Origin of the sequence: Microbacterium oryzae (assembly GCF_030406385.1) — a bacterium.
Classification (GTDB): domain Bacteria; phylum Actinomycetota; class Actinomycetes; order Actinomycetales; family Microbacteriaceae; genus Microbacterium; species Microbacterium oryzae_A.
Genome location: NZ_JAUEPM010000002.1, coordinates 53452 through 65948 on the forward strand (window position 1 = coordinate 53452; position 12497 = coordinate 65948).

Here is a 12497-nt window from a genome sequence, read left to right on the forward strand (position 1 = left end):
TCGTCGCACCTGACCTTCCCCCCGGAGGTCGGACTCTCTCGGACGGTCGGTGCTCACATGCCATTTTCGATGACGGCGGTGCCGCGCCGCCGCGTGTTCTTCACCGGAGGGACGGCGCTCGCGGTGAGCGCGCTGGCAGCGGGGCTTCTCGCGTTCGGCCCCTCGTCGGCTGCAACCTCCTCGGCTGCGACCTCTGCGGCCGCTGACCCCAGCGACATGGCGTCGCCGGGATGCGACGGAGCGCTCCCATGGGGCGCCGCATCCACCTGGTCGGACGGCGCGGTGCCCGGGGAGGGCGCCGACGTCACGCTGCCAGCGGGCGCCGCCGTCTCGGTCGACGTGGACGTCCCGCACCTCGGGAGGGTGGAGGTGCCCGGCGATGCTGCACTGTGCTTCCCCGATCGGGACGCCGTGTTCAGCGCGAGGGAGATCATCGTCCATGGCGAGCTGCAGGCGGGCACCGCGGAGCGCCCTCTCATGAGCGAGCTCACCATCAAGCTCGAGGGCGGGACGCCGGAAGACGATTACGAGCTCACCGGGCACGCGGCTCATGCCATCGAGGAGTACACGGGCTCGCATCAAGGACACTGCACGGGCAGCGGCGACTGCCTTCACGTCGGGCCCAGCGCGGGAACCAACCTCCTGCTCGCGGCCAACGGCGGCTCCATCGAGCTCCACGGGCAGGATGTCGGCCGGACATGGACCGAACTCGCTGCGACGGCGGAGGCAGGGGCGACGACGCTGGAACTCGACGAGGCCGTGTCATGGCGCGTCGGCGATGAGATCGTCGTGGCGAGCAGCAGCGTCGACTGGCGGGAGGCCGAGTCCGCGCGGGTCGAGGAGGTGTCCGGGGACGGACGCATCGTCCGGCTGGATGCGCCGCTCGAGCACTCCCACAGCAGCATCGAGACCTGCGAGACCGCCGACGGTGAGACCCGGTGCGTGGCGGAGCGGGCGGAGGTCGGGCTGCTCACGCACAACGTCAAGGTGGCAGGACCCGACGAGCCGGTCGACGGGTTCGGGGGGCAGATCATGATCGCCGCGGGCGGCCGGATCGACACCGCGTACACCGAGCTCGTCAGGCTGGGGCAGAAGGGCCTGATCGGGCACTATCCGATCCACTTCCACGTCACCGGCGCGGGCGGCGCGGACTCCGAGGTCGCCGACATCAGCATGCACGACAGCTTCAACCGGCAGGTCACCATTCACGGCACCGACGGCGTGCGCGTCAGCCGCACCGTGTCGTACCTCACCTTCGGTCACAGCTTCATGCTCGAAGACGGTTTCGAGACGGGCAACCAGCTCTCGGACAACCTCGTCATCGGCAGCCGCTTCGAACCCGACCCGGAGCAGCGGGTGCGCGAGTCGGATCGCACGCCCTCCGGCTTCTGGATCCCGAACGCGGACAATGACCTGCGTGGCAACCACGTCGCCGGCGGAGACGGAACCGGCATCTGGATCGACTTCGGCACCGACAACCACAACGTAAATGAAGCGCGGCGAGGTGTGTTCGGCGTCTTCGACGACAATGTCGCGCACTCGAACGACGCAGCCGAGGCCGACCGTCCGGCGCACGAGGCCGGCAATGGCATCTTCGTCGGGGGATATGTCGGCAGCCCGCCCGAGCGCGCCGAGGCGCTCCGCAACAGCGCGTGGAAGAACACCGGGACGGGTCTCTGGATCGATGGGCCGATCGACTTCGTCGATTCGACCGCGGCGAACAACCACATGGGTGCGACGCTGCAGGGCTCCGTGATGCGCGGCGGCCTGCTGATGGGGGAGACGGAGAATGCCGCCGCAGATCCCGCATCGTCCTTCCTCTTCCCCTATGGCGCAGGTGTCCTGCGCGCCTATCACGGCGCCTCCGATTACGACGACGTGTGGGTGGGCGGATTCGGAGGCACGCCGATCACGGAGAACTACTCGGCCATCAGCGACGGCGGAGCCGGCATCTCGGATCACCCGATGCGCATCAAGAACCTCCGCTTCTTCGGAGAGGGGTATCGCGTGCTCTTCGACGCGTGCCCGTTCGAGGAGGACGGCGGCACCGTGTGGGGGCAGTGCTACTGGGGTCCCGAGCACGGCGGCAACGCCCACGCGCTGGTCGACCTCGACGGCTCCATCCGCGAGGACGGGCAGCCCGTGACCTACACGAACTCCGCGCCGTTCCTGCGCCACGGCGACGACTTCCTCTATCCGCAGGGCGGTGAGACCCCGTTCGGCCCCACAGCCCGAGGTCTCATCACCTCATCTGAGCATCGCTACATCGAGTTCACACCTCGCGACCCGGCCGAGGGCCTGACTCTCACACGGGAGAGCGACGGAGCGACGACGACCGACGCGGGCTGGAACATGATCGAGCTGGGCGAGCGGTACCGCGTGGACGGGCCGTTGCGGATGTTCAACGTCGGCGGCAACTACGCGGGAGAGGTCGAGTTCGTCGTCGAACTCGATGCGCCCCCGAGCGAGGTCGCGCGCGGCAGCGCGCTCGACGGCGGCGATCGCGTCGCGCAGGAGGAGGCGTCGAGCCTCGAAGCCCTGGGCGAGGATGGCGCGTGGTGGTGGGAGGACGGCGAACTCTACCTGCACGTGGAGATTGGCGGCGAGGATGTCCCGTTCGGCCGTGCGGGCGACGAGACGACGCTCGACCACCGCGAGGGCCCCGTCTGGAGCATCGTCCCCTGATCGACGCCGTCAGGATTCGGCGGCGTTGACCATCGCGCTGTTGTCGTAGTCCTGCGCGATGACCCTTCCCGGATTGCCCGCGACGAGGCACCGGGAGGGGACGTCGCGCGTGAGGACGGTGCCGGCGGAGATCGTCACGCCGTCGCCGATCGAGACGTCACCGGAGATCGTCGCGCCGGGGCCGATCCAGACGTTGCGGCCGATGCGCGGCACGCCCTGGTCGTTCTGCGCGACGCGCATGCCGATCGTGACGTTCTGGTAGAGCGTGCAGTTGGGGCCGATCCGAGCGGGACCGACCGTGATCCCGCCGCGATGCATGATCAGCAGGCCCGGCCCGATCATCGCGTCGCGGTGGATGTCGCACTGGTGCTGGTGCGTGCATCGCCGGTTCCAGACCCGGTGCGCGACGACGAGCGGCAGCGCGGCGATCGGATGCCGCACGCGCATCCGCCGCGTGAACCGGCCGAAGCGGTAGCAGGCGACGCAGTGCAGCTCGGAGTTGAACAGCAGGAACGCCGCTCGCGCGCGCCAGGAGGGTGCCACGCCGCCGAGCATGCGGGCGAGGTCGCCCGCGAACGCGCCCCTCACGCGGTCTTGCGCTCCACGAAGGCGACGAGCTGGTCGATCCCGTCGAGGTTGGCCGGCACAGTCTCGGAATCGGCGACCGCGATGCCGAACTCCTGCTCGATGAACTCGATCAGCTCGAGCACGCCGGTCGAGTCGATGACTCCGGTCTCGACGAGCGAGTCCGATCCCGACGGCATGCGGGAGGCGTCGCCGAGGAGCAGCGAGTCGAGGATGAAGCCCTCGATGCGGGCGCGGATGTCTGCGGTCACGGTCTTCCCCTCGTCGAGCCGTTGCATGCCGTTGGCGTAATGCTCCTGGCGGGGCTTAATGTAACAGCAACATCGACGGCGAGAGGAACGCGGATGACGCGGAGCGACTGGCGTCGCGTCGTGGCCGAGGCGGCCGACGCGGCCGCGGACGGAGCGAGTCCCGCCAGCATCGCGATCCACCTCGAGGAGGCGTGCGACGTCGTTTTTCCCGACGCGTTCATCTCCACCGCGCGGCTCGGGAGCGCCGACGCCATCCTCGCCACCTTGCGCGAACTCGGCGAGCCCGTCTGATGTGCGGTATCTGCGGCGTCTACTCGCCCACAGCGCTGCCCGACGTCGAGCTCGGGCTCGCCATGATGGGCGAGCTCAGTCACCGAGGCCCGGACGGCAGCGGCTACCTCCGCGACCAGACCGTGCTGCTCGGACACACGCGCCTGGCGATCATCGACGAGGCCGGTGGCACGCAGCCGATGTCGAACGAGGACCGCACGGTCTGGGTCGTCTTCAACGGCGAGATCTTCAACCACGTGGAGCTGCGCGCGGAACTCGAGCGCCGCGGTCATCGCTTCCGCAGCCGCTCCGACACCGAGGCCATCGTGCACGCGTGGGAGGAGTGGGGGCACGGCTGCTTCGAGCGGTTCAACGGGCAGTGGGCCGTGGGTATCTGGGACCGCCGCTCGCGCGAGCTGATCCTCTCGCGCGACCGCCTCGGGGTGCGGCCTCTCTACTACACGCGGGCGGGCGGGCGCCTCCTGTTCGCATCCGAGGTCAAGGCCCTCTTCGCGGACGCCGAGGTTCCGCGTCGGATCGATCCCCTGGGGCTCGACGAGGTGCTGACCTTCTGGTCGACCGTGGCGCCGCGGACGATCTTCGAGGGCGTGCAGCAGGTGCCGCCGGGCTCGTCCCTGATCGTCAGCGAGCGGGGGGAGACGCTGCGCCGGCACTGGCGCCCGTCCTTCCCCGAGCGCGGCGGCGAGCCGAAGCAGGATCTGGCCGAGAACGTGCGGGAGCTGCGTGAGGCGGTCGTCGCGGCGACGCGGCTGCGCTTCGAGCGGGCTGACGTGCCGGTGGGCGCGTACCTGTCCGGGGGCATCGACTCGGCGGTGACCGCGGCCTCGATCGCCGAGTACACGGGCGCGGAGCTCCACACCTTCTCGCTGCGGTTCGCCGACGCCGAGTTCGACGAGGGCTCCCCGCAGGCACTGATGGTCGACCGACTCGGATCGCGGCACAGCGAGGTGGTCGCGACGGAGCGGGACATCGCCGAGGTCTTCCCCGAGGTGGTCCGGCATGCGGAGACCGCTCTGCTGCGCACGGCGCCCGCGCCGATGTACCTGCTCTCGAAGCTGGTTCGCGATTCCGGCTACAAGGTCGTCGTCACCGGCGAGGGCGCCGACGAGGTGCTGGCCGGCTACGACATCTTCCGCGAGGCGCGCGTGCGGCGGTTCCTCGCGCGGAACCCCGATTCGGCGGTCCGGGGTCAGGCGGTCGAGCTGCTGTACCCGTGGATGAAGCGGTCGCCGGGCAGCGCGCCCGCCTTCGCGCGCAGCTTCTTCTCGCGCACCATCGACGTCGACGACGTCGCGCTGTCGCACCGGCCCCGCTGGGAGTCGACGTCGGTGCTGAAGAGCATGCTCACCGCGGACGCGCGGGTCGACGGCTCCGCCCCTGACGAGGCCCTCGTGGCGGCTCTGGCCGACGAGGGAGCGGGGTGGGACCCGCTCGCGCAAGCGCAGTGGCTGGAGCTGAACACCCTGCTGCCCGGGTACATCCTGTCGTCGCAGGGCGATCGGATGCTCATGGCGAACTCCATCGAGGGGCGGTTCCCGTTCCTCGATGCGAACCTCGTCGAGCTCGCCAGCCGTCTGCCCGCGCGTCAGAAGATGCGGGGCCTCGACGAGAAGCACCTGCTGAAGCAGGCCTTCGCGGATCTCGTGCCCACGGCCATCCGCGATCGCCCCAAGCAGCCCTATCGCGCTCCGGACGCCGCCAGCTTCTTCGCGGATGGCTCGCCCGACTGGCTGGACGACGTCGCCTCTCAGCGCGCCCTGGTCGACACCGGAGTGTTCCGCCCGGAGACCGTCGATCGGCTGCTCGCGAAGTGCCGTGCGCGCGACGGGCGGGGTCTCGGCAACACCGACAACATGCGCCTGGTCGCCGTGCTCTCCGTGCAGCTGCTGAGTGCCCTCTTCCTGGGGGCGCGGCCGGCCGCACCCCGACGGCCCCCGGAACCGGTCGTCGCTTTCGACCTCGTGGGCGAACTCGGACACATGCGGGACGGAGCCGGCGCGGCCGGGAGGAAGGACACGACATGACATTCGGACCGGAGAGCCTCGCCATCGACGAAGAGGCGGAGGTCGAGCGGATCACTGCGAGCCTGCGCGACTACGCCGCGCGGCACCGCCGACGGGGCGCGGTGCTGGGTGTCTCCGGCGGAATCGACTCCAGCGTGGTGGCGGCGCTCTGCGTGCGCGCATTCGGCCCGGAGCGCGTGTTCGCGCTGCACATGCCGGAGCGGGAGTCGTCGGACGACACCCTCGGCTTCAGCACGAGCCTGACGGACTGGCTGGAGGTCGAATCCCGGGTGGAGGACCTCACCGGCATCCTCGAGGCGGCGGGCGCTTACGAGCGTCGCGACGCGGCCATCCGACGCGTCCTGCCGGACTACGGCGAGGGATGGAAGTCGAAGATCGTGCTGCCGAGCGTGGTCGATTCCGACGCCTTCCGCATCTACTCGGTCGTCGCCGAGGCGCCCGACGGCACCCGCGTGACGCGGCGCCTGACGACGGAGGCGTACCTCGAGATCGTCGCGGCGACCAACACCAAGCAGCGCGTGCGCAAGATGACCGAGTACGGCGACGCCGACCGGCTGAACTACATCGTCGCGGGCACTCCGAACCGGCTCGAGTACGACCAGGGCTTCTTCGTGAAGCTCGGCGACGGCGCGGCCGACGTGAAGCCGATCGCGCATCTCTACAAGTCGCAGGTCTATGCCCTGGCTGCCCACCTGGGCGTGCCCGACGCCATCCGCGAACGGCCGTCGACGACCGACACCTACTCTCTCGAGCAGTCGCAGGAGGAGTTCTACTTCTCGCTGCCGTATCAGCGGATGGACCTCTGCCTCTACGGCCTCAACCACGGGGTGCCGGTGCCGGAGATCGCGACAGCGACGGGGCTCGAGGACGAGCAGGTCGAGCGCGTCTTCCGGGACATCGTGCAGAAGCGGCGGACCACGTCCTACCTCCACGAGCCGCCGGTGCTCGTGGAGCCCGTCAGCGAGGTGTGACAGGCGAGGCCGTCGCGACCGCCATCGCGACGGCCTCCGTCGACGACGTCCGCACGTGCACGTGGAGCGCCGCCGCGGCCTCGGCCACAGGGCCGGTGAGATGCGCGGTCTCCTCCTCGGGCACGATCCCGATCCACTGCCAGGGCACGGAGCCGTCCCAGCCGCGGAGGCCGAGCGCTTTCCATACGGCCTCCTTCGCGGCGAAGGTCTCGGCGTAGGCACGTGAAGGAGAGGCGTCCGCGTGGCAGCGCCGGCGCTCCTCGGGCGTGAACCAGCGTTCGGCGACCGCCCCGCCTCGCAGCGCGACGAGATGGGCGATGCGCGGGACGGCGGCGACGTCGACCCCGATCCCGTGGATGCTCACGGCGCGACCGGCGCCACGACGCGGACGAGCTCGCCGGCCGCCGCGCGGGCGCCGAGGGCGTTGAGGTGTCCGGAGTCCGCGGCGAGAGCGCGGTTGAGGACGAAGTAGCGGTCCGCTCCCTCCGCCCGGGAGGTGGGCCGCTGAGCCAGGGTCGCCTCGACGGCGGCGACGTCGAACAGGGCGCCGGAAGCGCCGTAGCGCTCGCGGATCAGCTCGTTGTACTCCTCGCGCGCGACGTTGTCGAGCGGACCGGCCTGGTCGCCCCGCCCGACGAGCGCCTTGAGGTTCGCGCGCCAGCTGGGGTCGGTCGTGAGGGGCACCGTGGTGTACAGGAAGCGGATGTCGGGGTGCCGCCAGGCGAGTTCGCTCATCGCGTGCGCGTACGCGTCGAACACCGCGGGCACGTCGCTGCTGGCCGTGACGTCCAGGTAGCAGAACTTCAGCAGCGCCACGTCGACGCGCTCGCCCATCGGACCGTCGAGGATGCGCGTGAAGTCCGCGATCTTGCTGTACGGGTCGCCGTTCACACCGAGGTAGGCGTGGGCGATGAAGCCCCCGTCCTCGGCGGGCGGCTCCGTCGTCTCGACGATCCGCGGCGCGCGCGTCGTCGACCCGGCATAGACGTCCTCGACGCCGGAGAGCACGTTGGCCCCGACCGACTGATGGCCGAAGAAGATCCGGGTGCCCGCGACCGCCTCCAGCTGCTCTGCGGCGGGCGGCTGCACGTCGATCTCGTCCATCGGCGGGTTCTCCAGTGTCCAGTAGGCGGCGCTGACGGCGAGAACGAGGATGGCCGCGGTCGCCAGCAGAGCGCGACGCCTCCCGTTCATGACGACGCCCGTGCCAGGGCTGCGGTGATGCAGAGCTCCCGCACGCTGCGCTTGACGACCTTGCCGTTCGCGTTGACCGGCAGGGCGTCGACGGTGTGCACGCGCACGGGCACCATGTAGGGCGCCAGGCGCTCGCGGCAGTGACGGAGGACGTCCTGCGGGGTGAGCGGCCGATCGGGCGAAGCGACCACGACCATCTCGACACGCTCGCCGCAGCGCTCGTCCGGCACGCCGACGGCCGCTGCGGCGATGAGTCCCGGCAGCTCCATCGCCGCCGCCTCCACATCGGTGCTCGCGATGCGGTAGCCCCACGACTTGATGAAGTCCTCGGCGCGGTCGACGACGTAGATGAAGCCGTCGGCGTCGACGGTGCCCAGGTCGCCGGTTCGCAGGACGCCGTCCGACATCTTGCGGGCGCTCGCCGCGGGGTCGTCGAGATAGCCGGGGGAGACGTTGCGCCCTGCGGCGACGATCTCGCCCACCTCGCCGGGCGCGACGGCGACGCCGGCCTCGTCCAGCACGCGGAGCACGACGCCGGGGATGCCGCGGCCGATCGAACCCTCCCGGCGCAGCAGCTCCTCGGGCGGCAGGTACGACAGCCGCGCAGTCGCCTCGGTCTGGCCGTACATCACGAACAGACGCGCGTGCGGCTGCCCGGCGACGAGCTCGCGCAGCACGCGCGGGGAGAGCGCTCCGCCGGCCTGCTGCATGTGGCGCAGGGCGGGCAGCTCGCGCCGCGTGAACGTGCTGCCTCGGACCAGGAGGTTGTAGACCGACGGAACCCCGGCCATCCCGGTGCAGGCGTGATCGGCGAGAGCCTGCACGATCGTCTCCGGGAACGCGGACGACGGATGGTCGACGAGCGAGGCGCCCGCACGGAGGTGCGTGTGCAGGAGCGAAGCGCCGAACACGTAGGTGAACGGCAGCACGACCAGCATCCGGTCGTCGGCAGCGAGCTCGAGGTACCCGAGGATCGAGTCCGTGTTCGCACGGATGTTGTCATGCGTGATGCGGACGGCGCGCGGGTCGCCCGTCGTGCCCGAGGTGAAGAGGTACGCCGCATCGGCGTGCGGGTCGACCTCCGTGACGGGGAAGTCGGCCGCTTCCCCCCGTGCCCAGGCATCCCCGGCCTCCTCCTCGAGGACGGGGATGCCTGCGCCGGCTGCGGCCTCCGCCTTCGCCGCCTGCGAGCGTCCGGCCAGCAGCGCGCGGCACCCCGCCCACGACGCGCGCCGAGCGATCTCCCCCGCGTCGATGGCGGTCGGAAGCGGCACCGCGACCATCCCCGAGGCGAGGATCGCGAGGTACGAGGCGATCCAGAACGTCCCGTTCGCGGCGAGCAGCGCCACCGGCTCGCCGCGAACGAGGCCGAGCGCTGCCACGCGCTCGATCATCGTGCCGACCGCTGCGCGGAGATTCGCGTAGGAGACCGCGCCGGTGCCGTCGATCCACGCCGTCGCCTCGCCCGGTGCCTCCGCGAGGAGGTAAGCGGCGACGTTCGTGTGCCACTGTGGAGGCGTGAGATCGGATGCGCGACGCTGGGCGGTGTGGGTGCTGGCCGCGTACGTGCTCGCCGTCATCGTCGTGCTGCTCTCCCCGGTCTCGCCCGGGAGGGCCGTCGAGGTGATCACCGACGCGGTACGCGGGCTGGGGCTCCCCTGGGTGCGGCAGGGCTGGGTGGAATTCGGTGCCAACATCGTGCTGTTCCTGCCGTTCGGCTTCCTGCTGACGCTGCTGTGGCGGCGCCCGTGGCTCGGCGTCGTCGTGGCCGTGGGCGTCTCGGTGGCCGCCGAGGTCGCGCAGACGGCTCTCGACGGCCGGTTCGCCACCCCGCGCGACGTGCTCGCGAATTCGCTGGGCGCGCTGCTCGGGGCGGCGATCGGATGGGCGGTGCGGCGTCGGCTGGTCAGGCCGGGCTCAGCGCGCGGATCGGCTGGGCGTGAGAACGGCGCACGGCGAGGTACGCCGGCGGACCCTGGATGAGGTAGCGGCGGGCGAGCCGGCGCGGCTCGAGCATCAGGCGGTACGCCCACTCGACACCGGCGTTGCTGACCCACTCCGGAGCGCGGCTGACGCGTCCGGCGAGGAAGTCGACGACCGCGCCGAACGCCAGCAGTGCATCGGCGCCGGTCTGCGCGCCGTATGCGGAGATCCAGCGCTCCTGGCGCGGCTTGCCGAGGCATACCAGCAGCACGTTCACCCCGGTCGCGCGGATCTCGTCGCAGAGCCGGCGGCAGGCCTCGGGGTCGCTCAGCTCCTCGCGGGAGGGCGACCAGTGGCCCGCGAAGCGCAGCTCCGGCCATCCGTCGGCCAGACGCTGCCGCAGCGGCTCGGCGACCTCGGGCATGCCGCCCACGACGCCCACCGACAGATCGGCCGCGGCGAGGTCGCCGAGCACCGACGTCACGATGTCGCTGCCGGCCAGACGCGGGTAGGCGACGCCGGTCATCCGCTGCGCCTGGTGCGCGATGGGCGCGCCGTCGATGAGGTTGAGCCAGCGCACCGACCCGTCGGAGCGGAAGGAGTCCGCGCCGCCGGCGAAGTGGTGGATGTGATCGAGGTTGATCGACGAGACCGCGAGGGGCTTCCGCAGCGGTCGCCGGGTCGCCTCGGCGATGACGCGCCGCGCGACGCGCTCGTCGACGAGGTGGACGGGCGCGCCGCCGATCTCGATGACGGGGAGGCTCGCGAAGTCGTCGCTCACGAGGCGGGGTACGGCCGGCGGCTGCGTCGCGCGTCGGCGGAGGGTCGGCATCACCGACGACAGAGACAGGGTTGCTTGAGACATCAGTACGCCCCTTTCGGACGGACGACCACCGCGGCGGTGCGGAGGATGATCTTCAGGTCGGTCGCGATGGACCAGTTCTCGACGTAGCGGAGGTCGATGCTGACGCTCTCCTCCCACGTCAGGTCGCTGCGCCCACCCACCTGCCAGGGGCCGGTGATGCCCGGCTTGACGTACAGGCGGCGGTAGGCGGAGCGCTCGTATGCGAACACCTCGCGTGGCAGCGGGGGTCGAGGGCCGACGACGCTCATGTCGCCCCTCAGCACGTTCCAGAACTGCGGGAGCTCGTCCACGGAGAACTTCCGCAGGAAGCGACCGACGGTGGTGACCCGGGGGTCGTCCCGCAGCTTGAAGAGCGGGCCGGCTCCCTCGTTCGCGGCCTCGAGGCGCTCGCGCTCCGCCTCCGCCGACTGCGACATCGAGCGGAACTTCACCATCCGGAACGGGCGGCCGTCGCGTCCGATGCGCTCCTGCAGGAAGAACACCGGGCCGGGGGAGTCGAGCTTGATCGCGAGGGCGATCACCGGCAGGACCGCGCCGATCGCGACGAGAGCGAGTGCCGACACGACCACGTCGACCGCGCGCTTGGCGAGGTGCGATGCGCCGCGGTAGCGGGGAACCTGCACCTGCACGAAGGGCACGCCCTGGATCTGCAGGAGGGCGAGGCGCGACGGCGCGGTGTCCCGCAGCCCGTTGGCGACGACGATCTCGGCCGCCAGACCCTCCAGGCGCCATCCGAGGCGCTTGATGAGGTCGCTCCCGGCGGGCGGGGCGCTCGCGACGATGACGGTGTCGGTGCCGAGTGACGCGGCGGCCGCCGTCACGCGCTCGATGACCTCCGAGGGGTCAGCGGTGTCCTCGATGAGCACCGAGCCGTCGATCCGGTAGCCGTTCGCGTCGTCGCGAGCGAGGGCCGCGGCGAACCCCTCGACGTCGATCGCCCTGCCCACGAGGAGGGCCGATGCGAGGTCGTGCCCGGCCCGGCGGCGGACGGTGGCGCGGAGGCGCAGGGCCTCCCGCGACAGCGCGAGCCCGGCGAGCCCGACGGGGGCTGCCACGAGCAGAACGGGCCGGATGGCGTCGGACTCGACGGCCACGAAGGCCATCGTGAGCAGGCCGAAGGCGACGACGGTCGGGGCGAGGAGCCGTTGGCGAGCCGTCGTGGCGGTCGCGGAGCGGGAGCGGCCGACGAGAAGAGCCGTCCACCACACCGCCGCGCTCAGCGCGCACGGCAGGGCGTCGGGCTGTGCGCCGAGGAGCGGTGCGAGAACCCAGGCCAGGATGGCCGCCGCGGACACGACGACGGCGTCGGTCGCGGCGGTCAGGAGCCGCTGCCCGCGTTCGATGCGCAGACGACGAGCGAGAGCGGTCGCGGTGCGTGGCGCCGCTGCGGTCGCATAAGGCGAGGCGACCGGGCGCTCGACCGCGACCTCGTGCGTCTCCTCCGTCGGCCGCAGCGCCGACGGCTCGCGGCCGACGACCTCGCGCAGCGGACGGAGTCCGATGCGGCGTCGCGGGCGGAGCGTCGCCAGGGTCTCTTCGAGCGCGGTCACCGCGCGCCTCCTGGTGCGGCTCCACGCCGCTGCCGATGCAGAATCGCCATCGCATGCCCCCATCCCTCGAAGAGCCCGTCCGGCACGAATGGGGCCGGGTTCACTGAGGGAGGAGAGCGCTCCGGTCGCGCTGATACGTCGGGGTCGGGAATTGACGT

Annotated in this window: 12 protein-coding genes; 5 read left to right on the forward strand and 7 right to left on the reverse strand. The window is 71.3% G+C overall.

The window, feature by feature from the left end; all coding sequences use genetic code 11:
* The first annotated feature begins 57 nt into the window (after positions 1 to 57).
* Positions 58 to 2685: a G8 domain-containing protein gene (locus QWJ90_RS04160; RefSeq protein ID WP_290106411.1), complete on the forward strand. Its 2628-nt coding sequence runs from the start codon at positions 58 to 60 to the stop codon at positions 2683 to 2685.
* A gap of 9 nt (positions 2686 to 2694) precedes the next feature.
* Here QWJ90_RS04160 and QWJ90_RS04165 read toward each other — a convergent pair whose 3' ends face one another.
* Complete coding sequence (locus QWJ90_RS04165; protein WP_290106412.1) at positions 2695 to 3273, reverse strand: serine O-acetyltransferase; 579 nt, start codon at positions 3271 to 3273, stop codon at positions 2695 to 2697.
* Positions 3270 to 3521, reverse strand: coding sequence for an acyl carrier protein (locus QWJ90_RS04170; protein ID WP_290106413.1), 252 nt, complete (start codon positions 3519 to 3521; stop codon positions 3270 to 3272). Before QWJ90_RS04170 ends, QWJ90_RS04165 begins: the two co-directional genes overlap by 4 nt.
* A gap of 93 nt (positions 3522 to 3614) precedes the next feature.
* Between QWJ90_RS04170 and QWJ90_RS04175 the strand changes: the two genes are divergently transcribed.
* Genes QWJ90_RS04175 through nadE form a run of 3 tightly spaced genes read left to right on the forward strand, consistent with a single transcriptional unit; the run spans position 3615 to position 6807 of the window.
* A complete protein-coding gene (locus tag QWJ90_RS04175) occupies positions 3615 to 3812 on the forward strand; it encodes a hypothetical protein (RefSeq protein ID WP_290106414.1) in 198 nt (65 codons plus the stop codon).
* Positions 3812 to 5836, forward strand: coding sequence for an asparagine synthase (glutamine-hydrolyzing) (asnB, locus tag QWJ90_RS04180; RefSeq protein WP_290106415.1), 2025 nt, complete (start codon positions 3812 to 3814; stop codon positions 5834 to 5836). The genes QWJ90_RS04175 and asnB overlap by 1 nt, the downstream gene beginning before the upstream one ends.
* Positions 5833 to 6807: an NAD(+) synthase gene (nadE, locus tag QWJ90_RS04185; RefSeq protein WP_290106416.1), complete on the forward strand. Its 975-nt coding sequence runs from the start codon at positions 5833 to 5835 to the stop codon at positions 6805 to 6807. Before asnB ends, nadE begins: the two co-directional genes overlap by 4 nt.
* On the opposite strand, the gene QWJ90_RS04190 is transcribed toward nadE, so the two are convergent.
* Genes QWJ90_RS04190 through QWJ90_RS04200 form a run of 3 tightly spaced genes read right to left on the reverse strand, consistent with a single transcriptional unit; the run spans position 6794 to position 9581 of the window.
* Entirely contained in the window at positions 6794 to 7171 is a 378-nt protein-coding gene (locus tag QWJ90_RS04190) for a holo-ACP synthase (protein ID WP_290106418.1), read from the reverse strand. The genes nadE and QWJ90_RS04190 overlap by 14 nt on opposite strands.
* Positions 7168 to 8001: a hypothetical protein gene (locus QWJ90_RS04195; RefSeq protein WP_290106420.1), complete on the reverse strand. Its 834-nt coding sequence runs from the start codon at positions 7999 to 8001 to the stop codon at positions 7168 to 7170. The genes QWJ90_RS04190 and QWJ90_RS04195 overlap by 4 nt, the downstream gene beginning before the upstream one ends.
* On the reverse strand, positions 7998 to 9581 hold the full coding sequence (locus tag QWJ90_RS04200) for a class I adenylate-forming enzyme family protein (RefSeq protein WP_290106422.1): 1584 nt from the start codon (positions 9579 to 9581) through the stop codon (positions 7998 to 8000). Before QWJ90_RS04200 ends, QWJ90_RS04195 begins: the two co-directional genes overlap by 4 nt.
* On the opposite strand from QWJ90_RS04200, the gene QWJ90_RS04205 reads away from it, so the two are divergent.
* Positions 9553 to 9984, forward strand: a complete 432-nt coding sequence (locus QWJ90_RS04205) for a VanZ family protein (RefSeq protein WP_290106423.1) — start codon at positions 9553 to 9555, stop codon at positions 9982 to 9984. The genes QWJ90_RS04200 and QWJ90_RS04205 overlap by 29 nt on opposite strands.
* Here QWJ90_RS04205 and QWJ90_RS04210 read toward each other — a convergent pair.
* The gene (locus QWJ90_RS04210; RefSeq protein WP_290106424.1) at positions 9908 to 10789 is read right to left on the reverse strand and encodes a WecB/TagA/CpsF family glycosyltransferase; all 882 of its coding nucleotides are present in this window, start codon (positions 10787 to 10789) and stop codon (positions 9908 to 9910) included. The genes QWJ90_RS04205 and QWJ90_RS04210 overlap by 77 nt on opposite strands.
* Positions 10789 to 12339 carry a sugar transferase gene (locus QWJ90_RS04215; RefSeq protein ID WP_290106425.1) on the reverse strand — a complete coding sequence of 517 codons (1551 nt, stop codon included), beginning with the start codon at positions 12337 to 12339 and terminating at the stop codon, positions 10789 to 10791. Before QWJ90_RS04215 ends, QWJ90_RS04210 begins: the two co-directional genes overlap by 1 nt.
* Positions 12340 to 12497 lie beyond the last annotated feature (158 nt).

Excerpts from the sequence above, each read along its gene's own strand:
- QWJ90_RS04160 (WP_290106411.1), top strand. The coding sequence starts at position 58 with ATGCCATTTTCGATGACGGCGGTGCCGCGCCGCCGCGTGTTCTTCACC.
- QWJ90_RS04175 (WP_290106414.1), top strand. The coding sequence starts at position 3,615 with ATGACGCGGAGCGACTGGCGTCGCGTCGTGGCCGAGGCGGCCGACGCG.
- asnB (WP_290106415.1), top strand. The coding sequence starts at position 3,812 with ATGTGCGGTATCTGCGGCGTCTACTCGCCCACAGCGCTGCCCGACGTC.
- nadE (WP_290106416.1), top strand. The coding sequence starts at position 5,833 with ATGACATTCGGACCGGAGAGCCTCGCCATCGACGAAGAGGCGGAGGTC.
- QWJ90_RS04195 (WP_290106420.1), bottom strand. The coding sequence starts at position 8,001 with ATGAACGGGAGGCGTCGCGCTCTGCTGGCGACCGCGGCCATCCTCGTT.
- QWJ90_RS04200 (WP_290106422.1), bottom strand. The coding sequence starts at position 9,581 with ATGACGGCGAGCACGTACGCGGCCAGCACCCACACCGCCCAGCGTCGC.
- QWJ90_RS04210 (WP_290106424.1), bottom strand. The coding sequence starts at position 10,789 with ATGTCTCAAGCAACCCTGTCTCTGTCGTCGGTGATGCCGACCCTCCGC.